Source organism: Actinocrinis puniceicyclus (assembly GCF_018283645.1).
Classification (GTDB): Bacteria; Actinomycetota; Actinomycetes; order Streptomycetales; family Catenulisporaceae; genus Actinocrinis; species Actinocrinis puniceicyclus.
On sequence record NZ_JAGSXH010000005.1, the window covers coordinates 94,820 to 117,117 of the forward strand.

22 protein-coding genes and 1 pseudogene are annotated in these 22,298 nt (G+C 72.2%); 3 read left to right on the plus strand and 20 right to left on the minus strand.

All coding sequences use genetic code 11. The features are described 5' to 3' along the window. The first annotated feature begins 197 nt into the window (after positions 1–197). Positions 198–464 (plus strand): 30S ribosomal protein S20, encoded by a 267-nt coding sequence (rpsT, locus tag KGA66_RS02805; RefSeq protein ID WP_211464141.1) that lies wholly within the window; start codon positions 198–200, stop codon positions 462–464. A gap of 113 nt (positions 465–577) precedes the next feature. Here the strand turns inward: rpsT and holA are convergent, their stop codons facing one another. Then, positions 578–1,549 carry a DNA polymerase III subunit delta gene (gene holA / locus KGA66_RS02810; RefSeq protein ID WP_211464142.1) on the minus strand — a complete coding sequence of 324 codons (972 nt, stop codon included), beginning with the start codon at positions 1,547–1,549 and terminating at the stop codon, positions 578–580. A 5-nt stretch (positions 1,550–1,554) separates the two neighbouring features. Beyond that, complete coding sequence (locus tag KGA66_RS02815) at positions 1,555–3,702, minus strand: S9 family peptidase (RefSeq protein WP_211464143.1); 2,148 nt, start codon at positions 3,700–3,702, stop codon at positions 1,555–1,557. On the opposite strand from KGA66_RS02815, the gene KGA66_RS02820 reads away from it, so the two are divergent. Together KGA66_RS02820 and KGA66_RS29645 are read left to right on the plus strand one after the other, a co-directional pair. After that, positions 3,701–4,027 (plus strand): hypothetical protein, encoded by a 327-nt coding sequence (locus tag KGA66_RS02820; protein ID WP_211464145.1) that lies wholly within the window; start codon positions 3,701–3,703, stop codon positions 4,025–4,027. The two genes, KGA66_RS02815 and KGA66_RS02820, sit on opposite strands and share 2 nt — an antisense overlap. A 175-nt stretch (positions 4,028–4,202) precedes the next feature. After that, positions 4,203–4,568 carry a hypothetical protein gene (locus KGA66_RS29645; RefSeq protein WP_246506920.1) on the plus strand — a complete coding sequence of 122 codons (366 nt, stop codon included), beginning with the start codon at positions 4,203–4,205 and terminating at the stop codon, positions 4,566–4,568. Here the strand turns inward: KGA66_RS29645 and KGA66_RS31940 are convergent. The 18 genes and pseudogenes from KGA66_RS31940 to KGA66_RS02910 all read right to left on the minus strand — a co-directional run. Next, positions 4,502–4,933: pseudogene (locus tag KGA66_RS31940) on the minus strand (ComEC/Rec2 family competence protein); the annotation flags it as partial. The gene KGA66_RS29645 and the pseudogene KGA66_RS31940 overlap by 67 nt on opposite strands. 2 nt (positions 4,934–4,935) lie before the next feature. Continuing rightward, entirely contained in the window at positions 4,936–6,594 is a 1,659-nt protein-coding gene (locus KGA66_RS31350) for a ComEC/Rec2 family competence protein (RefSeq protein WP_211464147.1), read from the minus strand. Then, a complete protein-coding gene (locus KGA66_RS02835; RefSeq protein WP_211464149.1) occupies positions 6,579–7,538 on the minus strand; it encodes a ComEA family DNA-binding protein in 960 nt (319 codons plus the stop codon). The genes KGA66_RS31350 and KGA66_RS02835 overlap by 16 nt, the downstream gene beginning before the upstream one ends. A gap of 189 nt (positions 7,539–7,727) precedes the next feature. After that, positions 7,728–8,549: a Clp protease N-terminal domain-containing protein gene (locus KGA66_RS02840; RefSeq protein ID WP_211464151.1), complete on the minus strand. Its 822-nt coding sequence runs from the start codon at positions 8,547–8,549 to the stop codon at positions 7,728–7,730. A 93-nt stretch (positions 8,550–8,642) separates the two neighbouring features. Further along, positions 8,643–9,392 (minus strand): ABC transporter permease, encoded by a 750-nt coding sequence (locus KGA66_RS02845; protein ID WP_281416358.1) that lies wholly within the window; start codon positions 9,390–9,392, stop codon positions 8,643–8,645. A gap of 62 nt (positions 9,393–9,454) precedes the next feature. Further along, positions 9,455–10,468, minus strand: a complete 1,014-nt coding sequence (locus tag KGA66_RS02850) for an ATP-binding cassette domain-containing protein (RefSeq protein WP_211464157.1) — start codon at positions 10,466–10,468, stop codon at positions 9,455–9,457. A gap of 147 nt (positions 10,469–10,615) precedes the next feature. Next, entirely contained in the window at positions 10,616–10,807 is a 192-nt protein-coding gene (locus KGA66_RS02855; protein WP_211464158.1) for a hypothetical protein, read from the minus strand. 130 nt (positions 10,808–10,937) lie between these two features. Next, positions 10,938–11,900, minus strand: coding sequence for a DegV family protein (locus KGA66_RS02860; protein WP_211464159.1), 963 nt, complete (start codon positions 11,898–11,900; stop codon positions 10,938–10,940). A 162-nt stretch (positions 11,901–12,062) separates the two neighbouring features. Then, on the minus strand, positions 12,063–15,875 hold the full coding sequence (locus KGA66_RS02865; protein ID WP_211464161.1) for an AfsR/SARP family transcriptional regulator: 3,813 nt from the start codon (positions 15,873–15,875) through the stop codon (positions 12,063–12,065). Between the two features lie 20 nt (positions 15,876–15,895). Next, entirely contained in the window at positions 15,896–16,339 is a 444-nt protein-coding gene (locus KGA66_RS02870) for a TadE/TadG family type IV pilus assembly protein (RefSeq protein WP_211464163.1), read from the minus strand. A gap of 29 nt (positions 16,340–16,368) precedes the next feature. Beyond that, positions 16,369–16,815, minus strand: a complete 447-nt coding sequence (locus KGA66_RS02875; protein WP_211464165.1) for a TadE/TadG family type IV pilus assembly protein — start codon at positions 16,813–16,815, stop codon at positions 16,369–16,371. Positions 16,816–16,851: 36 nt separating this feature from the next. Further along, positions 16,852–17,295, minus strand: a complete 444-nt coding sequence (locus KGA66_RS02880) for a TadE family protein (RefSeq protein ID WP_211464167.1) — start codon at positions 17,293–17,295, stop codon at positions 16,852–16,854. Positions 17,296–17,302: 7 nt separating this feature from the next. Beyond that, positions 17,303–17,593 carry a Flp family type IVb pilin gene (locus tag KGA66_RS02885; protein ID WP_246506922.1) on the minus strand — a complete coding sequence of 97 codons (291 nt, stop codon included), beginning with the start codon at positions 17,591–17,593 and terminating at the stop codon, positions 17,303–17,305. Between the two features lie 29 nt (positions 17,594–17,622). Further along, a complete protein-coding gene (locus KGA66_RS02890) occupies positions 17,623–18,522 on the minus strand; it encodes a type II secretion system F family protein (RefSeq protein ID WP_211464169.1) in 900 nt (299 codons plus the stop codon). After that, the gene (locus KGA66_RS02895; protein WP_312886711.1) at positions 18,522–19,475 is read right to left on the minus strand and encodes a type II secretion system F family protein; all 954 of its coding nucleotides are present in this window, start codon (positions 19,473–19,475) and stop codon (positions 18,522–18,524) included. The genes KGA66_RS02890 and KGA66_RS02895 overlap by 1 nt, the downstream gene beginning before the upstream one ends. Positions 19,476–19,498: 23 nt before the next feature. Next, positions 19,499–20,797, minus strand: a complete 1,299-nt coding sequence (locus KGA66_RS02900) for a TadA family conjugal transfer-associated ATPase (RefSeq protein WP_211464170.1) — start codon at positions 20,795–20,797, stop codon at positions 19,499–19,501. After that, positions 20,797–21,633 carry a CpaE/TadZ family protein gene (locus tag KGA66_RS02905; RefSeq protein WP_211464171.1) on the minus strand — a complete coding sequence of 279 codons (837 nt, stop codon included), beginning with the start codon at positions 21,631–21,633 and terminating at the stop codon, positions 20,797–20,799. Before KGA66_RS02905 ends, KGA66_RS02900 begins: the two co-directional genes overlap by 1 nt. Positions 21,634–21,646: 13 nt before the next feature. Further along, the coding region (locus tag KGA66_RS02910) for a CpaB family protein (protein WP_211464172.1) at positions 21,647–22,298 on the minus strand (652 nt) is incomplete at its 5' end.

Genomic DNA, 22,298 nt, shown 5'->3' on the forward strand with positions numbered 1-22,298 from the left:
AGTGGCCAGTCGCGTGGCCTGCGGACCGCGTTCACGACAAAGGTCCGCAGCAGCGCGGCGTTGCACAGCGTCCCCCTGGGACGCGCGGGCCGTTGAGGCCCGCCGGTGGTCACACCTCCAAGACGCCGCGCGACCGCCGGAACCGAAACCGGGGTCCGCCGCGCTGTAACCACCACCAGGACACCGAAGAGGCTTTCGTGGCGAACATCAAGTCCCAGATCAAGCGGATCAAGACCAACGAGAAGGCGCGTCAGCGCAACCAGTCGATCAAGTCGTCACTCAAGACGGCGATCCGCAAGGCCCGCGAGGCGGTCGAGGCCGGCGACCAGGCCAAGGCCCAGGAGCTCACCCGAGCGGCCTCCCGCCAGCTGGACAAGGCGGTCTCCAAGGGCGTCATCCACGCCAACCAGGCCGCGAACAAGAAGTCCGCGCTGGCGAAGAAGGTCAACGACATGGCTGCCTGATCCAGGCCAGCACGTCGCGGCCCGGTCGGATTCACGTGAATCCGGCCGGGCCGCTGCTTCGGCTGATCATCGCCCGCCGGGTTCGCGCGGGAAGCGGACCCGCGAGAATGCCGTCAACGCTGCGCGCTGCGGGCGCCGGCGATCGCCACGACGCATTTCTCCAGCGCGTAAGCCGGATCCGCCGCCGCTCCCTTCACCGCCGCGTCGGCCGTGGCCACGGCGCGCAGGGCGACGCTCAAGCCGTCCGGGGTCCATCCCCGGGCCTGCCTGCGGATCTTGTCCACCCGCCAGGGCGGCATGCCGAGGTCGCGCGCGTTGGGTCCGGCGGCGGCCACCTTTCCGATCTGCCGCACCCCGGTGGCCAGCGCGCTGGTAATCAGCACCGAGGCGACGCCGGTGTCCAGCGCGAAGCGCAGCTGTTCCAGCGCCTCGCCGAGCCGGCCCTCCACCGCCAGATCCGCCACGGCGAAGCCGGAGACCTCCGCCTTTCCGCTGTAATAGCGGGCGACCACGGCCTCGTCGACCGTGCCCTCGGTGTCGGCGATCAGCTGATCGGCCGCCGCGGCGAGCTCGCGCAGGTCGGAACCGACCGCGTCCGCCACCGCCTGCGCGGCCTCCTCGCTGATCGCGCGCCGCTGCCGGCGGAACTCGGCGCGCAGGAACGTGATCCGTTCGGCCGGCTTGGTCAGCTTCGGGCAGTCCACCACGACCGGCTTGTGCTTGCGGACCGCGTCGAGCAGCGCCTTGCCTTTCACACCGCCCGGGTGCGTCAGCACCAGCACGATCTGCTCGGCCGGGTCGGCCAGGTACCGCTTGACCTCCTCGGCCTGGTCCGCGCCGAGGTCCTGGATCGCGCGCAGTACCACGACCTTGGCCTCGCCGAACAGGGACGGCGAGACCAGTTCGGCCAGCCCGCCCGGTTGCAGCGCGCCGGGCGCCAGATCGCAGATCTCGACGGAGGGGTCGGCCGCCCGGGCCGCGGCGACCACCTCGGCCACGGCCCGGTCGGCGAGCAGTTCCTCCGGCCCGCTGACCAGGGTCAGTGGCGCGGGCGCGGCGCCGCCGGCCGCCCTGGATCCGGCCATCGCGTTCAGCCCTGCGCCGCGGCGCGGTCCGCGCCGGCGGCCTCGCCGGCCGGCGAACCGGTGGCGGTCGCGATGACCCAGGCCAGCGTCAGCGCCTCTTCCCGCCACGCGTCGTAGCGCCCGGAGCGGCCGGCATGGCCCGCCTCCATCTCGGTTTTGAGCAGGAAGTCGCCGCCGGTCGCGGTGGCGCGCAGCCGCGCTATCCACTTGGCCGGCTCGTGGTAGTAGACCCGCGTGTCGTTGAGGCTCGTGGTGGCGAGGATTGAAGGGTACTGTTTCGCCTCCACGTTCTCGTAGGGGCTGTAGCCCTTCATGTACCGGTAGACCTGCGCCGATTCCAGCGGATTGCCCCACTCCTCCCACTCGATCACGGTCAGCGGCAGCGTCGGATCGAGGATCGTGTTGAGCGGGTCGACGAACGGCACCTCCGCCACGATTCCGCGGAACGCCTCGGGCGCCAGGTTCGCCACCGCGCCGACCAGCAGCCCGCCGGCCGAACCGCCGCGCGCGACCAGCCGGTCCACGCCGGTCCAGCCTTCCCGCGCCAGAGACCGGGCGCAGGCGACGAAGTCGGTGAAGGTGTTGCGCTTGGCCAGCAGTTTGCCGTCCTCGTACCAGGAGCGGCCCATCTCGCCGCCGCCGCGTACGTGCGCGATGGCGTACACGAATCCGCGGTCGAGCAACGAGAGGCGGGCAGCCGAGAAGTACGGGTCGCGCGAAATCTCGTAGGAGCCGTAACCGTAGAGCAGCGCGGGCGCGCTGCCGTCACGTTCGACACCCTTGCGGTGCACCACCGAGATCGGCACGCGCGTGCCGTCCTCCGCGGTGGCCCACACCCGGTGCTGCTCGTAGTCGGCCGGCTCATAGCCGCCGAGCACCGGCTGTCGCTTGAGCAGGTGCAGTGCGCCGGTGGCGATGTCGTAGTCGTAGACGGTCGAGGGCGTGACCATCGAGGTGTATCCGAGCCGCAGCCGGCTGGTCTCGAACTCGGGGTTCTCACCGATCCCGACGGTGTACACCGGCTCGTCGAACGCGATGGGCGTGCCCTGCGCGGACGGCCGACCGTCGGCGACGGGGTGGATGGCCAGCCCGGTGAGCCCGTCGCGGCGGTACTCCACCGCCAGGTGGCCCGCGAATGCCTCGGCCTCCAGCAGCCGGGTGTCCTGGCGGTGCGGGATCAGCGCGGTCCACTCGTCCGGAGCGTGCACCGAGGCGGTGGCCAGCTCGAAGTTGCTCTTGCCGTCCCGGTTGTGCAGCACGATCAGCAGGTCCTTGGAGCGGTCGCCGGGGTGCGCCCAGTGGTCGACCGAGTACTCGACCCCGTTCTGCCGGGCGACGACGAGCCGGAACTGCCCGGCCGGGTCGTCCGCGTCCAGGAGGTGCAGCTCGCTGGTGACCTTGGAACCGACCGAGATCAGCAGGTAACGCTCGCTGCGGGTCAGTCCGACGCCCACCCAGAAGCGCTCGTCGCTCTCCTCGTAGATGAGCACGTCCTGCTCGACCGGCGCGCCCACCGCGTGCCGATGCACCCGGTAAGGCCGCCACGCCTCGTCGACGGTCAGGTAGAACAGCGTGGACCCGTCGCGGGACCAGGCGGTGCCGTAGGAGGTGCCCGGGATCTCGTCGGGCAGAAGCCGCCCGGACTCCAGGTCCTTGATCCGCAGGGTGAAGCGCTCGTCGCCCGCGAAGTCCACCGAGTACGCCAGGCGCCGCCCGTCCGGGGAGACGTCGAAGGTGCCCAGGCTGAAGAAGCCGTGGCCCTCGGCCAGTTCGTTGCCGTCCAGCAGGACCTGCTCGCCCGGCAGCGCCGAACCGTCCGCGGGCAGCAGCGGCGGGGTGTCCCCGGCTGCGCGCAGCCGGCAATGGATGGCGTACTGCTTGCCCTCCTCGGTCCGGGCGTAGTACCACCAGTCGCCCTTGCGGCCGGGCACCGACAGGTCTGTCTCCTGGGTGCGGCCCTTGATCTCCTGGAAGATCCGCTCGCGCAGCCCGGCCAGCCCGGCCAGGCGCTGCTCGGTGTACGCGTTCTCGGCCTCGAGGTACGCGATGACCTCCTTGTTCTCCTTGTCGGCGAGCCAGAAGTAGGGATCGTCCACGGTGTCGCCGTGATGGACACGCTGGTGCGCAATGGTCTTCGCGACTGGGGGCTGCATGGTTACCGATCCTACGGTCTCGGTCGGACGCCGGCCCCTGGTCATCGCGACCGGAGGCGGTGCGCCCGAACTGCTGATCGTGGCTATGGCCGTAGCTGCCGCTGTATTCGCGCGCATGGCGGTGGCTGCGGCGACCGTGCGGCGCGTCGCCCGGCCGCGCGTCGCCGGACGCGCCGGCCAGGTCGCCGGGCACGCCGTCGCCGTGCTGAGCCGTGACCGCGATCTGGCCGCTGTTCGGCACCTCGCCGATGACCACGTCGCCGTCCTGGTCGGTGCGGTATACCCGCGCTCCGTCGGCTCCAGCGAAGCGCAGCGCACGCGCTGACGGGTGCCCGTACGGGTTTCCGCGCCCCACCGAGACCACCGCGACGCTCGCGCCGACCGCCGCGTCGAAACCTACGGCCTGATTCGCCGAGCCGTGGTGTGGCACCTTGAGCACCTCGGCGCGCAGGTCGCCGCGGTGGCTTCCGGTCAGCAGCAGTTGCTGGACCGGAGTCTCGATGTCGCCGGTCAGCAACGCGGTCAGCGGCGCGGCCGAGCCTGCCGGGTCCGCGGCGACGGACACGGCCAGCACGATCGAGGAGTTGTTCGGGCCGGAACCCTCTCCGCTGCGCTCGTCCTGGTCCGCGGCCGGAGCCTCGACCGCGGGCAGTTCCCGCGGATCCGGCCACAGCGCGTGCCACGCGACCCTGCCGAGGCTGCCGCGTTCGAACGGCCGCACCTGGCGCACCGGGACGCCCGCCGCGGCCGCCTCGTCGCGCACCCGCCTGGCTCCGGCGGCCGGATCCTCGACGAGCGTCGTCTCGATCGCGCCGACCGCCCGCCCGGCGAGCAGGCCGGCCAGGCCGCCGATGTGGTCCTCGTGAAAGTGGGTGAGCACGACCAGAGCGAGGCGCGTGATGCCGAAACGGCGCAGGCAGGCGTCCTCGCGCTCGGGCTGTGGCCCGGTGTCCACGGCGATCGCGGTCGAGGGTCCGGTGTGCAGCAGAAGCGCATCGCCCTGGCCGACGTCGCACACGACCATGGCCCAGTCGCGCGGCGGCCACGCGGGCGCCACGGCCAGCCGCACCACGGCCACGGCTCCCGTGATCAGCACACCGATGAGGGTCAGCACGCCCAACCGGAGCAGTCTGCGCCGATGCGTGGTAGCCACCGAGCCTGGACGCGAGCGCTCCCCTCCGGCGCTCCGGTCCGGTTGCTCGCCCCTCCCTCGGCGACGATCCCCAGTCATATCTACACCAAGCCGATCTTGTCTAGACTGCTCCGGGCATGTGGCGTCGAACCGCCACCGGCCCCGGCCGGGCGGCGAGTGCGTGCGAGTAGCCGCCACGCCAGGGCGTAGCAGGCCAGCAGCAGGCCGCAGCCGCCGAGGCCGCGCGGCCAGCCGATCGCCGCGCCGGGTACCGCCGAGCCGGTCCGCGCGACGAGGCAGATCCACCGCACCGGCCATTGGGCGACCCAGGCGACCGCGTGTCCGAGTGCCGGGGAGAGCGCGTCCGCGGCCATGGCGCCGATGCCCAGTACCGTGGCCACGGGCGCGGCCGGCACGGCCAGCACGTTGGCGGGCACGGCGATCAGCGGCAGCGAGCCGGAGAAGGTGACCAGCAGCGGCTCGCAGAACAACTCCGCGGCTGCGGTCGCGGCCGCCGGCGCCGCCGCCCAGAGCGGCAGGCCGCGGTCGAGCAGGCGGTCGCACCAGCCGGGCGCCGCCACGAGCAGACCCGCGGTCGCCGCGACGGACAGCGCGAAACCGTAGCTCCGGGCGAGCCAGGGGTCGACCAGGAGCAGGACCAGCACGGCGCCCGCCATGGCGGCCAGGGCGCGGAAGCGGCGGCCGGACAGCGCGGCGAAGCAGCCGAGCAGCGAGGTGACCGTGGCGCGCACCATCGGCGGGCCGGGCCGGGCGAGCACGGTGAATCCGACCACGAACACGGCTCCGGCCGCCGTGACCGCCCGGCCGCGCAGTCCGGCCCAGCGTGCCACGGGCAGCAGCGCCGCCATGGCGAACACCAGGTTCTCGCCGCTGACGACCGTCAGGTAGGTCAGCCCGGTGCGTTTGAGCGCCTCGGCTGGCTCGGTCGGCTCGCGGCTGATGTCGCCGACGGTCAGCGCGGGCAACATCCCGGCCTCCTCGGCGGGCAGGTCGGCGGCCGCTTCGCGCAGGTCCGCCCGCAGCCGGCCGGCCAGCCGCTGCACCGGAGAGGGGCCGCCGATCAGCTTGGGCGCCGCGTGCGCGACGAGAAGCGCCGCATCGCGGGTGCCACCGCGCGGGGGCTCGAGCCGCCCGAAGACCGACAGGTGCTGTGAGGGCAGCAGGGCGAGCCAGGCGTCGAGGTCGGCCTGGGAGCGGGGCAGGGCGAGCACGGTGGCTGCGGTGCCGACGCGGTAGGCGGGCTGGTCTGACGCTCCGCGCTCCGGGACGATCAGGGTAATGCGTACCGGGATCAGCACCAGCGCGGAGGAACCCGCGGAGCCGTGCAGGCCGTTACGTCCCGAGAGCTGGTCGGGCGGGCGCCGGGTGGCGACCCTGCGCGGGTCGCCGGTGACCGTGAGCGTCGTACCGACGAAGGCTGACTGCGCCGCCAGGTGCGGCACCGGTCCGCTGGAGCCGGCCGCGACGTGTAAGGCGGCTGACAGCGCTAGTCCGGCCCCGACGAGCAGCAGCGCGCACAGCGCGGAGGACCACGGTTCCGGCTGCGTGGGATGCGCCACCAGCCGGCGCTTTGCTCGGATGAGTCCGGCCACGCCGCCGAGGCCGACCGCACTGCCTGCCGCGGCGGTGAACCCGGGCGGCAGCGACAGGCCGAGCCAGGTCGCCGCCCAGCCGGCGATCACCGCCGGCAGCAGCCTGACGTCGGCGGGACCGCCGCGCCGTCTCACGGTGTCACCCACCGGCGTAACGCTGCGAGCTTGCTCGGGCCGAGCCCGTGCACCTGCCGCAGTTCGGCGATGGAGGTGAACGGGCCGTGCTCGGCGCGGTAGTCCAGGATCCGCTGTGCCAGCGCGGGCCCGACCCCGGGCAACTGCTCCAGTTGCTGCGCGGTTGCGGTGTTGAGGTGCACCGGTCCGGTCAGCGGCGCCTTGCCGCGTCCGCCTGCACGGGCGCTCGCCGGGGGAAGACCGGCGGCGCCTTCGAGGCCCGGGGCCGCGCCGACGAGCACCTGCTCTCCGTCGTTGAGGATCCGCGCCTGGTTCAGCGGCGCGAGGTCCGTGCCCGGCAACGCGCCGCCCGCTGCTCTTAGCGCGTCCATCACCCGCGAACCGGCGGGCAGGTGGAAGACTCCGGGACGGGCCACCTTTCCCTCGACGTCGACGACTACCGTCCCAATCGCCGCGGACCCCGGATAACCCGCGGCCGCCGGCAGCGGGCCCGCGGTGTCGAGCGGCACGGCCGAACCCGCGTATCCAGAACCCGGATCAATGCCCGAATCAACGCCCGCGGCTTCGGTGCCCGTGGTATCGGTTCCGGGCGGGTCGAGCCCCGGGTCCGGACGCGCGGCGCCGGTGCGTTCCCAGGCGGCGGCCGATCGGTGTGCCTTGTGCCCTGCGGCGAACAACTGCGGGCGGGCGACCGCCTGCGATCGGGCGCGAAAAAGGGTCCAGCCGCCGAACACGACGGCGGCGAGGGCGACGGCCGCGGCCAGTGCCGTGCCGGAGCGCCAGTCGAGCCGCCAGCGGCCGCGCAGCGTGACCGGTAATCGATCGTTGATCCGCTGTGCGAGCTGGTCCAATCGACCGGGCCTGCGCACCGGCGCGGCGGCGGGTTCGACGCCGACGGCGCGGGCGGTCCCGTCGAACTCGTAGTGCGTGAATCCAGGGCGTTCGCTGCCTGACATGACGGCTCCTCAGGATGCGGGGATCACGGTCGTGATCTTCGCTTCCGACGTTACGGAGCCGCTCGCCGCACAACACCCGGTTCCGGAAATCTGTGGATAACTCTCCCGGGACTCCGGAACCGGGTGCTCCCGCAAGCAGGAATGTGCATGTCAGCAGGCACGTGGACCCGCTGCAGCGCCGTGTGTGGCTCAGCCGTCGCCGAGACGCATGTTGTTCTCGATCCGTTCGAGCCGCTGGACGACCGGCTTGAGCTGCTGGTCGATCAGTGCGGACAGTTTGGTCATCGGGTCCGCGAGCTCGGGTGCGGTCGCGGGCGCGGTGTTCTGCCCCTGCTGCGCGCGCAGGTGGACGTACCCTGCGATCGCCGCGCCGACGGCGCGCCGGGTCAACCGCAGCTCGGCGCCGAGGCCGCGCAGGATGCGCCCGCCCTCGCCGTCCGGTTCCGCGACCAGCCCGAGCAGCAGGTGCTCGCAGCCCACGTAGTTGTGGCCGAGCGAGGTCGCCTCGGTGACCGCGAGTTCGAGCGCTGCCGCCGCTTGGCTGCCGAAGCGCAGTCCGTCGACGGCGGGCGCCGCGGTTTGCTCGGCGGACGTCCCGGCCTCGCCAGGGCCCGCCGCGCTTGCCGCGGGCGCGTCGGCCCGAGACCGGTCGATTTCCCGCCGGATCTGCTCCGGATCGATTTCCATGGCGCCGAGCACCTGAAGCGCGAGGTTGCCGCCTTCGGCGAGCAGACCGTGCAACAGGTGCCCGGTGCCCACCTCGGCCGCGGACCGGTCGCGTGCCTCTTGGGCGGCCAGCTTGAGTACGGTCCGGGAGCGCTGGGTGAAGTGGGTCAGCCGGTCGGATCGCTCTTCGAGTCCCGTCGACGGGGTGAGCACCGCCTCCCGGATCGCGGTGACCCTGCGCACCGCGGTCTCGAGCGCCCGCTGGCACACGGCCGAGACCGGGATGCCGGCTTCCTTCACCGCCTCGGCCAGCTCGTCCGGGACGTAGACATTGATCTTGGGCACCATACCTCCCTCATGGGGTTAGTGAAGGGTTATAGCTACTTCATAACCCGACTGGGGGTATGCGTCAAGTGTCCACGACCGGGTCCGCGCCGATCAGATCGAGCGCTGGTACGACCTGAAGGCCCGGGTGGAGAGCAGCCCGCAGGCGATGACGAACAGCGCGAGGTAGCCGAGGTGGGCGCCGATCGAGCCCCAGTCGGGGTTCGGCATCAGCGCGCCGCGGCCGGCGGTGAGCGTCCAGTTGACCGGGTTGTACGCGGCGACCGAGCGGATCCAGCCCGGGATCAGCGCGGCGGCCATGAAGCCGGTGGAGAGGAACTGCAGGGGCAGCAGCACGAAGTTGGAGACCGCGATGATCGACTCCTCCTTGCGGGCGACCAGGGCGAGGCCGTAGGAGAGCGAGCCGATCGCCGTGGCCAGCAGGTTCGCCGCCACCAGGAGCACCAGCGCGCCGAGCACCGCCTGCCGGTAGTCGGCTCCGGCCAGCGCGCCGAGCAGCAGGATGATGACCGCCTGGATGATCGTTGCGACGCCTTGGACGATCAGGCGCCCGGCGATCAGCGAACCGCGGCTGACCGGTGAGACCAGGAAGCGGTCGATCACGCCGCGGTTGAGGTCTTCGAGGATGCTCATGCCGCCCCAGCCGGAGCCGAACAGCGCGGACATGACCACGATCGCGGGCGCCAGGTAGGTGACGTAGTTGACGCCCTCGCCGAAGCCGGGCAGTTCGGTCACCCGCTTGAACAGCTGGCCGAACAGGAAGAGCCAGATCACCGGCTGCACGAGGGTGAAGGCCACGTACATGGGCTGGCGGACGAAAGCTCTGAAGTGACGCTGCGTCATGTACCACGTGTGGGTGAGCGCGAGCACTGTTCCTCCCTTGCGTCGATGATGCGAGCGACTGGTTACGCGGCCACGGCGGAACGGTCCTGGCGCTTCGCGCGGCCCGCCTCTTCCTCGGCCTCGGAGAAGGACCGGCCGGTGTGCCGCAGGTACACGTCGTCGAGCGAGGGCCGGGCGACCGTGACCGCGGCGACGGTGACGCCGGCGGCGTCGAGCGCGCCGAGCAGGCCGGGCACGGCGCTGGCCCCGTCGGCCGCGCGCGCACGCAGCACCCGTCCGTCCAGCGCGACCTGTTCGACCACGGTCATCGAGCCGAGCAGGTCCCGGCCGCGCTCGGCGTCCGCGTCCGCGGCCAGTTCGAGCGTGACCGCGTCGCCGTGCAACTCCGCCTTCAACTCGTCCGGGCTGCCTTCGATGACGATCCGGCCCCTGTCGACGATGGCGAGCCGTTGCGCGAGCTGGTCGGCCTCTTCCAGGTAGTGCGTGGTCAGCAGGATGGTCAGGCCGCGATCCCATGCCAGTTCCCTGAGCTGCTCCCACATTTCGGCGCGCGCCTCGGGGTCCAGGCCGGTGGTCGGCTCGTCGAGGAAGAGCACCTGCGGCTGGTGGATCAGGCCCATCGCCACGTCGAGCTTGCGTTTCATGCCGCCCGAGTAGGTCTTGACCAGGCGGTCGGCGGCCTCGGTGAGCGTGAAGCGGTCGAGCAGCTCGATGGTCTGGAGGTTCAGCTCGCGGCCGCGCAGCCCGTAGATGCGGCCCTGGAGCATCAGGTTCTCCCGGCCGGTGGCCTGCACGTCGACCCCTGATTCCTGGGCGACGCAGCCGATCGCCCGGCGCACCGCGTTCGGTTCGCGCACGATGTCGTGCCCTGCGACGGTCGCGGTCCCGGACGTGGGCGCGGACAGCGTGGTGAGCATCTTGACGACGGTCGACTTGCCCGCCCCGTTCGGGCCGAGCAGGCCGAAGACGGAGCCGGCCGGGATGCGCAGGCTGATCCCGCGCACCGCCTCGACGCCGCCCTTGTAGGTCTTGACCAGCTCTCTGGCATCCACCGCCAGATTCAGCGCAGCGTGCATCGCTACCCTCCCGGGCCAACGCGAAATGAATCCGTCGACGGACACGATATAGCTCGACTTCGAAAAGTCAAGACATATCGCGTCTGCGCCGACGACGGTTCAAGCCCGAGGAGCGCTGGTCGCCGCCTTTGTATCCGTGCTTTTAGTTTAGATACCTTTGCGGGTTCGGCCGCGGCGACGCGTGTACTGGACCGCTAGGCCCGCGGCCAGGCCGACCGCGCCGCCGAAGATCAGGATCGCACCGAGCTTGTCGATGTCGATCCAGTTCGCTCGCCAGGTCACGGCGTACCGCAGGATCGCACCGAGGATGATCAGACCGAGTCCTCCGGCGATCGTCACAGTGCACCTCCCGTCGCGGCCGCCGCTGGCTAACCACAGTCGAGCACGCACCACCGGCACCGGCGACCCGGTCCCGCCGGGCGGGTGAGGCGCAGCGGCTCAGGAGAGCAGCGCGGGAATGGCCCGAAGACTAGGGAAGGCGCGGCGAGACGATCACGCCCAGCAGCCCGGGACCAGCGTGCGCGCCGAGTACCGCGCCGACCTCCGAGACCGTCAGCTCCCCGGTTCGCTCGACGAGCGCGACCGCGGATGACGGCAAGTCGGCGATACTCGTTCCCCCGGCCATGGCGAACGAGCCGAAAGCATCCGGCCGGGAGCCCCGCGCGGCTCCTGACAGGCACGGCAGTTGCGCGCGCAGCCGCTCCGCCAGTAGTTCCGCGCGCGGGACCGAGCCGAGGTGATGTACCGCCACGTCTACCGCGTCCTGGCCCGCCCGCTCCAGTACGACCTGCTCAAGCCGGGCGATCGCGCGCGCGGCGGTGCGTACTTTCTCCAGCGGCTCCACGTGGCCGTCGACGAGGTGCAGGAGCGGCTTGACCGCGAGGGCCGAGCCGACGAACGCGCGCGCCGATCCGATCCGGCCGCCGCGTCGCAGGTAATCGAGCGTGTCCACGTAGAAGAACGCTGATGTCATCGTCGCGCGTTTGGCGGCGGCCGCGGCGCACGCGGCCGGGGATTCGCCCTGCGCGGCGGCCTGCGCCGCGGCCAGCGCCGCATAGCCGAGACCCATGCCGACCGAGCGCGAGTCGACGACCTCGACCGGGATCGGCGAGCGGGCTGCGGCGAGAACCGCGGACTCGTGCGTGGCCGAGAGCTCCGCGGAAAGGTGCACGGACACGATGCCGGTCGCACCGGCTTCGGCCAGCTCGCGGTATTGCGCCGCGAACTGCTCGGGCGAGGGGCGGGAGGTCGTGGCGGGCTGGCGCCTGCGCAGCGCGTCCATGAGCGCGGCGCGCGCCTGGGGCGTGCCCTCTGTGTACGACTCGGTACCTACGACCACCTGAAGCGGTACAACCGTGATCCCTGCGGCCGCTGCACGCTCCGGCGCCAGGCACGCGGTCGAATCCGTCACCACCGCTGTCCGACCGACCATAGTTCGCACGATAGCCGATGCGCGGCCAGCCGTCCTTCAGCCTGATAAGGGCGTTCGACCTTGTTTCGGGGCTTGACGTGGGTGCGCCGCCAAGCGTGGCCTTCGGCGGGAGGCCGCACCCTGAAGCGCGTGCAGCGCCGGACGCGCGGTGAAGCGCTCCGCTCAGGCCGCGAGCGCGTCCCGCCAATCAGGCATCAGCTCGTTCACGAGCGCCTCGGTGCGAGGATGCAGCCCCTGCACGCCGTGGACGTACCAGGTGCGCTTGTAAAGCCCTTCGATCGCGCCGCGCAGCCGCTCGGTGTCCTCGGTCGCGGCCGTCGCACGCAGCAAGCCGCGCCAGAGCTCCTCATCGTCGGGACTGCCGAGCATGCCCGCCTTGATCGCGTCGATCGCTTCCTCGGCGCGGCCGGATGCGATGCGCGACTCGGCGAGCCGGAGCGCGGTGTCCGCGATCACCGCGGGCACCTGTGCCTCGGCGACCTCGTACGCGAGCCACCCGTAGCGGTTCGGCTCGCGTTCCGCGAGATACGGGCCGCGAACCAGATCGAGAGCCGCCTTGAGCAACTGGTCGCGCTGCTGTTGATCACCCACCGACGCGTCGTACAGCGCTCGCGACTGGAGTGAGACGAAGGCGTCCCAGTCGGACCACACATAAGGACCGAGGCGTAGCCGGCCGTCCGCGTCGGTGGAAAGGTTCGGCCGCCCGTGCGGATCGTCGCCGAGCCAGCCGGCGAGCCGCACGAAGGTGGCTTCGGCGACGTCCGCGGTGGCGCCGCGCGGCCACAGCGCGGCCGCGAGAACCCGCGGGTGCACGCCGTCGCGGTGGTGCAGCAGGAAGACCAGGGCCTCGTGCAGCAGCGCGGTTCGCTCGGGTTCGATCCGGCCGGCGCCGGTGACCTCGACCGGCCCGAGCAGCGCGGCGTAGACGGCGGGTGGCTCGTCGGGCAGCGGACCGCCGTAACCGACGGACTGGTGGACCGGCCCTTGCGGCAGTTCGCTGCCCTCGATGTCGCAGACCGTGCGGAAGAGCCCGAGTACGGCGGCGTACTGCTCCTCGGGCAGCAACTGGGCCTGCGCCTCGATTCCGAGCTGCGGCGCGGTGATCCGTCCGTCCGAGCCGACGGTCAGCTGCCATGTCGCGCCGGCGGGTTCGCCGGCGACCAGGAAACCGAGGCCGACGCGCGCGGCGGTGGTGGCCACGGCGCCGAGCCGGGCCAGGATCGCCGCGTGCGGTTCCTCGGAGACCAGGACGAAGTGCGGGGGGAAGGAGCTGGCCTGGCTGGCCCGGCAGCGTCCGTCGAGCACCGACCCGAGCCCGGCGGCGGCCAGGGCCTTTGCCCGCTCCGCCGCCTCGATCTCCAGGCTGGGCAGGATTTCGTCGAGGGTGCGCACGTGCCGGACCCGGGCCGGCGCGAGCGCGGTCAGGTCGCCGGGGAATCCGACGAGGGTCACGGTCATCCGGTCGGACCAGGAGTTGGTGGCGAGTTCCACGGCGAGGGCGGCCAGCACGGCGCGGCGCACCTCGGGCGCGCCGTCCAGACCGATCAGGCCGCGGGCTTCTTCGAGGTCGAGCATCAGCCGGTCACGGCCCCGCTCACCGGGCGCGGCGAGGGCGCCGATCGAGACCAGGCCCGGGTAGGGGGCAAAGCGGCGGTGCGCGGCCTGTGCGTCGACGTCGACGATGCCGGGGCGCGGGAAGTTCCAGGAGCGGCCGTCGGCGGCGGTGAACCAGGGCGCGGGCGGCTGTGCCTCGGGGTCGTCCGGGTCCACCGGCTTGTTCAGCAGAAGCTCGATGCCTTCGCCGCGCAGCCGTACCGCGTACGCCCCCGGGACGCTGCGGCCGCGTTCGGCGAGTCCCGCGGACAGGCCGCGCAGCGCCAGGTCGAGGAACCAGACCTCTACTTCGTTCGCGCCGACGCGGATGGATTCCTCGGCGACCGCGGCGTCTCCGGCAGCGGTGACCGGGCGACGGCCGAAGACCCGGTTGAACAGTTGGCGGCGGCGGTGCCTGCCGAGCGCCTTGAGCAGTCCGGCGGCGAGCAGCGGCGCGGCGGCCAGCCCGTAGAGCACCCGGTCCTCGGTGGAGGGCGGCTGGCTTTCCTCCGGGGAGTGCGCGCCGCGGTGTGACGGCCGGCCGGTGGCCGCGTTGCCGGTGCCGGTGCCAGTGCCGGTTCCAGTGCCAGTGCCGGTTCCAGTGCCAGTTCCAGTGCCAGTTCCAGTGCCTGCGACGACCGTGCCCTGACGTACGAGTGCGGCTCCGGTGGCGGCCGGGCGCGGAGGGGCGATCTGCGCCCGCGTGGGCGCCTGCGGAAGCGGGACGGCGGCGTTGGGTGGTGCTGCACTGGGCGGGGCTGCACTGGGTGCTGCGGCATTGAGTGCGGCGGGGGTCGCCGGGACGGCTTGGGCCGGCGCAGCGGGCGCTGCCTGCCGCTCGGCCGGCTGTTGCGCGCAGGCCGTGCCGGGAGCCGGGGACGCGGTCGCCGGCACTGCGGGCGCAGCCGCGGGCGGCACTGCGGATGCAGCGGTGTGGCTCAGGTCGGCGGCGGCCGCGGCGGCGGCGCTCGCGATCTTCACAAGCTCGTCTGCGGACTGATCGACGGCCGCAGGCGCCTGGCGGTCCGTGGCTGCCGGAGGCGCCTGGTGATGCGTGGCTGCCGGAGGCGCCTGGTGATGCGTGGCCGAGGAGGTGTCCGGCGCGCTCGGCGCGGCCGCGGCGATCGGGGGCGGCGGCGTGGCCGGAACCGGCGTGAGCGCCGAAGGAGCGATTCGGCTGCCGTCACCCGCGCGGCTGGCACTGGCGGTGGCACCGGCAGTCGGATTGCCATTGCCATTGCCATTGCCCACAGCGTTAGACGTCTGCGATGGCGCGGCTGGTGCTGGGAGCTGAGCCGCGGAGCCGGTCTGGAAATCAGCGGTCTGCGAGTCAGCTTGCTGCACGCCCTGCACGCCCTGCAAAACCGTGCCCTGCGCGCCCGCTGACTGGCCGGCACTCGGCTGCACCTGGATTCCACCGGGTTGGACCGGGCTGAGGTTGCCGGGCCCGATCGGCGCGGGCTCGGCGACGAGGTCACCGCCGGTCGCGTCGGGCGGCATCATCAGGATCCAGCCGGGCCGGATCAGCGCCGCGTGGGTGAGCCGGGAGCCGTCCGGCTGCACCCGCTCCTTGTTGAGCTCGAAGATCTCCTTGTACCTGCGGCCGTCCCCGAGATGCCGCTGCGCGATCTCCCACAACGTGTCGTGGTGACGGCCGTGCGGCGGCTGGACTCGATACAGCTTGCTGGCACCGAGCGACGCCGCCGAAAGCGAATCACCCGCGGCGCGCATCCCCGATTCCCCGCGTACCGCGGGAAGATTCGCGGCGCTGTGCGCGACGGCCGCCGGGCCCGCCGCGTCCGGGCCGTGCGCCGCCGCAGCCATCGCCGGATGCTGATGCGGCTGCGCCGCGGGCAGCCGGCCGGCGGTCGCTGTGCTCGGATTCGCCGCCGCGGGCCCGGGATCCGCGCCCAGGTGCGCCAGGTTCGGCACGAAGGACGCGGCCGAGGCCGTGATCATCAGCAGTGCCGCGATCAGCTGCCGGGCGAGGAACTGGCTCGGGCCCGCGCCAGGCACGCGCGCCGGCATGCCGACCCCGCGGGCCGCGGCCACGAGTTCGACCAGGACGCACGCGACGAACTGCGCCCAAGCCAGCCACACGATCACCGCGAGCGCCTTGAGCAGCAGTTGCGGCGTGATCGGCCGGTTGAACATCTGCGCCGACGGCAGGTGGTGCGGCAGCGGCCAGCCGATGAACCACACCAGCGCCGCCGGGATGGCGCCGAGCAGGATCAGCAGTGCCAGCAGTGCGCCGACACCCTTGAGCACGTCGCCAGCGGTGCGGCGGTGCTTGAGCCGCTGCGGCTGCGGGTTCCAGCCCACAGGGTGCGGCCCACCGGCATCCGGCACGGGCCGGACAGGGGCGTTCGTCGGCGGACTCATGACGTTCCTCGCTTTCCGGCTCAGGGCCCCGGCTGGGGATGGGCGGTGGCGGACGCGTTAGCGATGAAGTTCCCTGAGTAGACAATGCCGATCAGGATCGGCGTGTAGTGAATCTGGATCGTTACGGTAATGGTGGGCACGACCAGCCCGTTCGGCAAAGTGACCGAGCCGATCGGACCGCAGGTGACCAGATTCGCATCGACACCCGAGGCTGCGGCGACGGCCGTGGCGCGGCCGCAGGCGCCATCAACGAGCTTATACGTGCCGATGCGCAGCAGGTCAGGGTTCAGATCGTCCGCGCCGGCCCTGGCCGCCTGCTCGGCGATGTCCCCCGCGCGCTGCCGTTCGGTCAGTGCCAGACCACCGTCCACGACCAGCCCGGCGAGCATCATCGTCACCAGCGCCCAGAAGACGATCGCGAAGGTGAACGACCCGCGCTCGCCGAGCGGCCGGCGCGCGATCAACTTCCTGATCCAGACTCTCCGCGCCCGCATCATCCCGCCCTGCGATACGTGTCGAGCGGCGCGGTCGAGTAAGCGGTGATCGTCTGGTCGCCGAGGTCGAACCAGTCGAGGCCGGAGAGCGACACCGTGCACGTGACCTGGATCGTGTACAGCCCTCCGCTGACGAACGACCGGGACGAGAGCTCGCTGACCGGATCCACCTCGTCCACGTGCGATCCGCCGGAGCAGACGCCGCCGAGGTCGGACGCCGCCGCCTGCGTCGCGGCGGCGAGCGCGGCGTCGTGGTCGCGCTGGAGCGAGCCCGCCCGGGCCGCGTCCCGCGCGGCGCCCTGCGCGTTGCCACGCGCGTTCACCAGCACCCCGAAGCAGACCAGCACCATGATGAACCCGATCACGAGCGGCGCGAGCAGCACGACTTCGAGGGCGGACATGCCGTGCTCGCCCTCGCCGTCGCGGTCCCGCCGCACTCGCTTCATCGCTCCCCTCGCCCGTTTCGTCTCATGTCAGGCCATTCAGTTGGTCGGGTCCTGAACGAACTGCTCCACCGGACCTGCGCTCGTCTCGGTCACGCTCATGTCGCCCCACAGCGAATGCACGGTCGCGGTGACGGTGACGGACACGGTCCAGGTGGCCGTGCCCGGCGTTCCCGACTCGCCGGGCGGCTGCACCCGAGAGTCGCCCACCAGGCCCGAGGCCAACTGGTCGACCCAGCCGTTCGCCTTGGCCACCGCGTCGCCGGACCAGTCCTCGTTCGGGTTCGCCCGCTCCTCGCGCGCCACGCGGTCGCCCTCCTGCGCCGCGGCGATCGCGACATGCCGGGCGAAGAAATAGAGCGCGAACTGCACCGTGGCGAACAGCAGGAAGAACAGCACCGGGGTGAGCAGCACGAACTCGATCGCCGAGACGCCGCGCTCACTCCCGGCGCGACGCCGTGCCGCGCCACCCGGCCGCCTCATCGGCACCTCACCCGGCGCCACCAGCTCCCCCGCCGGCCCCACCGCCACCGCCGCAGCCGTTCGTCGTGCCGTCGGCGCCGCCGATGCAGGTGCTCACGGCATTCGCCTTGTTCTTCAGCGCGGTCGAGATGACGTAGCCGACCACCGCCACGATGGTGACCACGATCATCGAGATCACCACCCACTCCACCGCCGAGGCGCCCCGCTCCAACTCGCCGGAGCGGACCCGCGCGATCCGGGCGCGCAGGCTCACCCACGCGTATTGCAGCGCTGCGTCGCCGCCGAACAGTCTGCCCATCGCAGTTCCCTCCTTCGGTTGTGCCAGGGTCAGCGCATCTGGAAGATGCGGACCGTGGCCGGGTACAGAATGAAGATCAGGAATCCGGCGCACAGCAGCATCTGCGCCACGAGCATCGACTGCGAGCGCGCACCAGCCTTGCCCTCCATCTCGGCCAGTTCCCGCCTGCGCATCGTCTCGGCGCGGGACGCGAGCGAGGCGCGCACCTTGGCGCCGTCGTCGGCGACCAGGTTCAGCGCGGCCCCCAGATCCGTCAGTTCCTTGATTCCGATCTCGGTGCCCAGCTCGCCCAGCGCGCTCCACTGCGGCACCCCGGCCAGGCGCGCGTCGGTCAGGCAGTCGCGCACCCGGCGCAGTGCCCAGCCGTCGCTGACCTCGGCCGCGGACGTCAGCGCCTCGGGCAGGCCGCGCCCCCCGGCCAGGTTCATCGAGACCAGGTCCAGGTACGCGGCGATGACCCGGCGGAAGTCCTCGCGCTTGGCCGTGGCGTCGCGGCGCACCTCGACATCGGGCAGGACGAAGCAGAGCCCGCCGACGGCCAGCGCGAGCCACACCGGGATGATCGGCGTCAGGTGCAGGCCGACCAGCCACAGCAGGGCGAAGAAGAAGGGCCCGAAGACGAAGCCGAGAGCGCCGAGTCCCACCTTGGTCACCAGGAACTGCTGCCAGGAGCGCTCCAGCAGAGCCAGGTCGGCGCGGATCGAGCGTTGCTGCCAGCCCTGGCTCGCGTAGAAGCGCGCGATGCGCCAGCCGATGCGCTCTCGCAGCGAATCGCCGCCGGGGGCCGGCGCGCCGAACTGGCCGCGGGCACGCAACGCGTCGATCTGGGCCACCTGCGCGGTCGCCCCGGGCCGCGACGGTACCAGGGCCCTGACGAGGATGAAGAGCCCTAACCCGAACAGCGCGCCGACCATCACATCGGTCAACATCAGCGGCCTCCGGCCCGCAGCGTACCGGAGGGGTCCGCCGCGCCCGGCCGGCCGTGCGCCCGGCCCGCCTCGGGCGGCTGCTCGCCCGTGGCGTGCCGCAGCAGGAAGCGGCCGGGGGACTCCACCTTGGCCAGCCGGCGCAGCCACATGAATCCGAGGCCGAACAGCGCCAGCACCACGGTCAGCATCAACTGGCCGACCGGCGAGCCGTAGGGCTCGACGAAATTCCGGTTGAACAGCGCCATGCCGAGCACGAACGCCACGACGACGCCCACGATGATCTGCACCGAGCGACGCGTCCCGGCGCGCTGCGCGATCACCCGCTGGCGCATGTCGACCTCTTCGCGCGCTGATTTGGCCAGCGCGCCGAGCACCTCGCGCAGACCGGGACCGCGCAGCTTCGAGTTGAGGATCAGCGCCGCGATCACCAGATCCGCCGACGGGTCGTCCAGGTCGTCGGCGAGAAACTGCAGGGCTTCGGCCAGCGGCATGCGGCCGCGTAGCCGGTCAAGCAGGGCATTGAGATTCTCGCGGAGCACCGGGTCCGCGCCGCGTGCGGAGGCCGGGATCGCCTGTTCGAGGCCGACCGCGCCCGCGATCGTGTCACGCAGCGACTCGGTCCACATCGCCAGCGCCTCGACCCGGCGCATCGCCAGCTTCTCCGACGCCGCGCCGCCGAACAGCGCGTTCCAGAAGAACACCAGCACCACCGCGCCGAGCCCGAGCGCCGGCCACTGGCTGGCCAGGCCCACGACCAGGCCGACCGCGAGCGCGATCACCGAGCGCCGGCCGAGCCTGCGCAACCGGTCCGTCTCGGACGCCGACCTGGCGTCCCTGGGCCGGCGCGGCCAGCCCACCAGGCCGGCGACCAGCAGCGCGAGCCCGAGCCCGGTCGCGACGCCGATCAGCACCGCCAGCGCGGTGTTCTGCGTGAACAGCTCGCCCGGATTCACCGCGTCACCATCTCTTCACCACGTCACCGCCACAGTCCGCTGGGCACGTAGCCGTGCGCGACCAGCTCGTCGAGACAGGAGACCGGCGAGTGCGCCACCGCGCGCCCGTCCAGGCCGGCGGCGAACACCTCGGAGGACAGCACCCTGCCGTCCACGCCGTTGACCTCGCGCACCGAGGAGACGAAGCGGCGCAGCGTGCCGCCGCGCGCGTAGTCGTTGCGCTTCTCGATGAAGACCACGAAGTCGATCGCGCCCGCGATCAGCATGTGCGAGGCCTCCACCGGAAGCCGCTCCTGCGCCTGCAGCGCGTAGGTCGCGATGCGGTTGAAGACCTCCAGCGAGGAGTTGGCGTGGATCGTGGAGAGCGAACCGTCGTTGCCCTGGGACATCGCGTTGAGCATCGTGACGATCTCGTCGCCGAGCACCTCGCCGACGATGACCCGCGACGGGTTCATGCGCAGCGAGCGGCGTACCAGTTCCGCCATCGTGATCGCGCCCAGGCCCTCGGAGTTCGCCAGCCGCTCCTCGAAGGCCACCGCGTTCGGGTGCAGCTCAGGGAACTGATCGAGACCGAGTTCCAGCGCCCGTTCGACTGTGATCAGGCGCTCGTGCGCCGGGATCTCGTTGGCCAGGGCGCGCAGCAGCGTGGTCTTGCCGGCGTTGGTGGAGCCCGCGATCATCAGGTTCTTGCGGGCGTTGACCGCGGCCGCGAGGAACGAGCCGAGCTCCGGCGCCAGCGTGCCGTTGCCGACCAGGTCGGACAGGAAGACCTTGCCCAGCCGGGCGCGGCGGATCGAGACGGCCGGGCGCCGCGTGACGTCCATGACCGCGGACAGCCTCGAGCCGTCCGGCAGCCGCAGGTCCAGCTGCGGGTTGGCCGAGTCGAACGGGCGCGAGGACAGTCCCGAGTACGCGCCGAGCACCTGGACCAGGTCGATCAGTTCGTCGTCGCTCTCGGCGACCGGCTCCCCCATGACCTCGCGGCCGTCCGCGTACGAGAGGAAGACCCGGTCGCAGCCGTTGATGTCGATGTTCTCGATCTGCGGGTCGTCCAGCAGCGGCTGGAGCCGCCCGACGCCGAACAGCGCGGCGTGGATGCCGGCGGCCAGCGCCTCCTCCTCCACGGCGTCCGGCGGGGTGCGTCCTGCGGTCACCTCGCCGCGCGCGTGCTCCTCCAGTACCTGCCCGATCACGGCGCGCGCGTACTGCCGCTCGTCCTCGCCGGTCATCGGCGCCAGGCCGGAGAGCTGGTCGAGCCGGCGCTGCTCGGCGATCCGGTCGCCGACCTCCTGGCGCAGCCGCTTGACGAGCCCGTGGTCCATCAGGCCCCCACCGCCTGGTGCGGCTGCCCCGCGGGCGCAACCGCGGTCAGGCCGTAGCGCCGGGTCACGGAAAGCGCCACGTCCCGGGCCGAGCGGATGAGCAGCGACTTGTCGACGCGCGCCCGGCCGCGGCCGCCCAGCGCCGCGGCCGCGTCCGGGTCCTGCGCGATGACGCCCAGCACCTCGCCGCCGCCCGCGGTGACCGAAAGCAGCTCGCCTACCTGCGCCGCCACCCTGCGCGCGTCCTTCGGCGGGGCGATCAGCACGACGCCGATCGGCGGCCTGGCCACCGAGGCGGACGAGCCCTGATTTCCGTGCAGCCGGTTCGACAGGCCATTGACACGGTCGCGCACGTGGGCGACCTGTTCGGCGTCGGCGCGCGCGACGAGCAGCACCAGCGCGGCGTACGGCATCAGTTCCAGGGTCGGCGAATCGGGGCCGACTCGTCCGCAGTCCGCGATCACGTCCGCGCCGCCCGGGATCGCGGCGTAGTGGTCGAAGCAGCGGCCGAGTTGCGGCCAGTGCCCTGACACCGCCGCGGCCTGTTCCGCGGTGCCGAGTCCGATCAGCACTTCGAGTCCGCCGGTGATGCGCTGCACGTGCTGGGGCAGCGCGGCCGCCTCGAAGCCGCGGCGGGCGGCGATGGCGATGGACAGCAGGCCGCGGTTGGGGTCGAGCGGGCCGCCGTGGTCCGCGCCCAGCCGGTAGACCAGGTCGCCTCCGTGCGGGTCGCATTCGGCGAGCAGGGCGCGGCGCGGCCAGGAAGCCGCCAGGGCCACCGCGGTGGTGGTGACCCCGGGTGCGCCCTTGTCGCCTGCGACGACGATCAGTGCCATGACAGCGACCTGGCTACTGGGTGTGCTTGTCGAGGACGAGCACGAGGTTGCCGCCGGAGGCCGCCTGCGTCACGGCGTTCGCGTTCTGCTGGCTGAGCACGAGCGAGACGTCGAGAGTGGCGGAGTTGCTCGCGGCCGCGACGTCGTACACGCGCACGTTGGCCACGATCGGCGGCGTGGTGGAGCCGTCGGTGAGGTACTGCTGCCCGTTCTTGTCGTCGTTCTTGTTCGTGACGTAGTAGGCGCTCACCGTGTCCCCCACCTCGATGCCGGCCGGGTACTGGCCGTCTTTGAGCGAGAGGCCGATCACTTCCTGCCCCGGCGCCAGCGGCACCGCGGTGGTGAGCATCTGCCCGACCAGCAGGGTGCCGGGCAGCAGGTCGGTGCGGGCGGTGTAGCCGCGCAGCGCGCCGGCCTGGGCCTGCGACCAGGTGACGTAGCTGATGTGCGAGTCGACGGCGACCATCACTTCGCTGATCGCGTCCGAGCCGATGGCCTGGCCCTGCGGCACCCGCTTGGTGACCTCGACGACGCCGACCCGGTCGCCGGCGCGCTGCTGGAGGTAGACCGAGGCGAGCGCTCCGAGCAGCACCAGCAGCAGTCCGAGGGCCGCGAGCGCGGGCTTGCGGTCCCGCGGCGCGGAGGGTGGGCGCACGTTCGAGGGG

Excerpts from the sequence above, each read along its gene's own strand:
- KGA66_RS29645 (WP_246506920.1), top strand. The coding sequence starts at position 4,203 with ATGTCGCCGGTCAGCAACGCGGTCAGCGGCGCGGCCGAGCCTGCCGGG.
- KGA66_RS02885 (WP_246506922.1), bottom strand. The coding sequence starts at position 17,593 with ATGGGCAGACTGTTCGGCGGCGACGCAGCGCTGCAATACGCGTGGGTG.
- KGA66_RS02850 (WP_211464157.1), bottom strand. The coding sequence starts at position 10,468 with ATGCACGCTGCGCTGAATCTGGCGGTGGATGCCAGAGAGCTGGTCAAG.
- KGA66_RS02865 (WP_211464161.1), bottom strand. The coding sequence starts at position 15,875 with ATGAGTCCGCCGACGAACGCCCCTGTCCGGCCCGTGCCGGATGCCGGT.
- KGA66_RS02905 (WP_211464171.1), bottom strand. The coding sequence starts at position 21,633 with ATGGCACTGATCGTCGTCGCAGGCGACAAGGGCGCACCCGGGGTCACC.
- KGA66_RS02860 (WP_211464159.1), bottom strand. The coding sequence starts at position 11,900 with ATGGTCGGTCGGACAGCGGTGGTGACGGATTCGACCGCGTGCCTGGCG.
- KGA66_RS02890 (WP_211464169.1), bottom strand. The coding sequence starts at position 18,522 with ATGTTGACCGATGTGATGGTCGGCGCGCTGTTCGGGTTAGGGCTCTTC.
- KGA66_RS02835 (WP_211464149.1), bottom strand. The coding sequence starts at position 7,538 with ATGTCAGGCAGCGAACGCCCTGGATTCACGCACTACGAGTTCGACGGG.
- KGA66_RS02900 (WP_211464170.1), bottom strand. The coding sequence starts at position 20,797 with ATGGACCACGGGCTCGTCAAGCGGCTGCGCCAGGAGGTCGGCGACCGG.
- KGA66_RS02845 (WP_281416358.1), bottom strand. The coding sequence starts at position 9,392 with ATGACGCAGCGTCACTTCAGAGCTTTCGTCCGCCAGCCCATGTACGTG.
- KGA66_RS02880 (WP_211464167.1), bottom strand. The coding sequence starts at position 17,295 with ATGAGGCGGCCGGGTGGCGCGGCACGGCGTCGCGCCGGGAGTGAGCGC.
- KGA66_RS02820 (WP_211464145.1), top strand. The coding sequence starts at position 3,701 with ATGGTTACCGATCCTACGGTCTCGGTCGGACGCCGGCCCCTGGTCATC.
- holA (WP_211464142.1), bottom strand. The coding sequence starts at position 1,549 with ATGGCCGGATCCAGGGCGGCCGGCGGCGCCGCGCCCGCGCCACTGACC.
- KGA66_RS02875 (WP_211464165.1), bottom strand. The coding sequence starts at position 16,815 with ATGAAGCGAGTGCGGCGGGACCGCGACGGCGAGGGCGAGCACGGCATG.
- KGA66_RS02815 (WP_211464143.1), bottom strand. The coding sequence starts at position 3,702 with ATGCAGCCCCCAGTCGCGAAGACCATTGCGCACCAGCGTGTCCATCAC.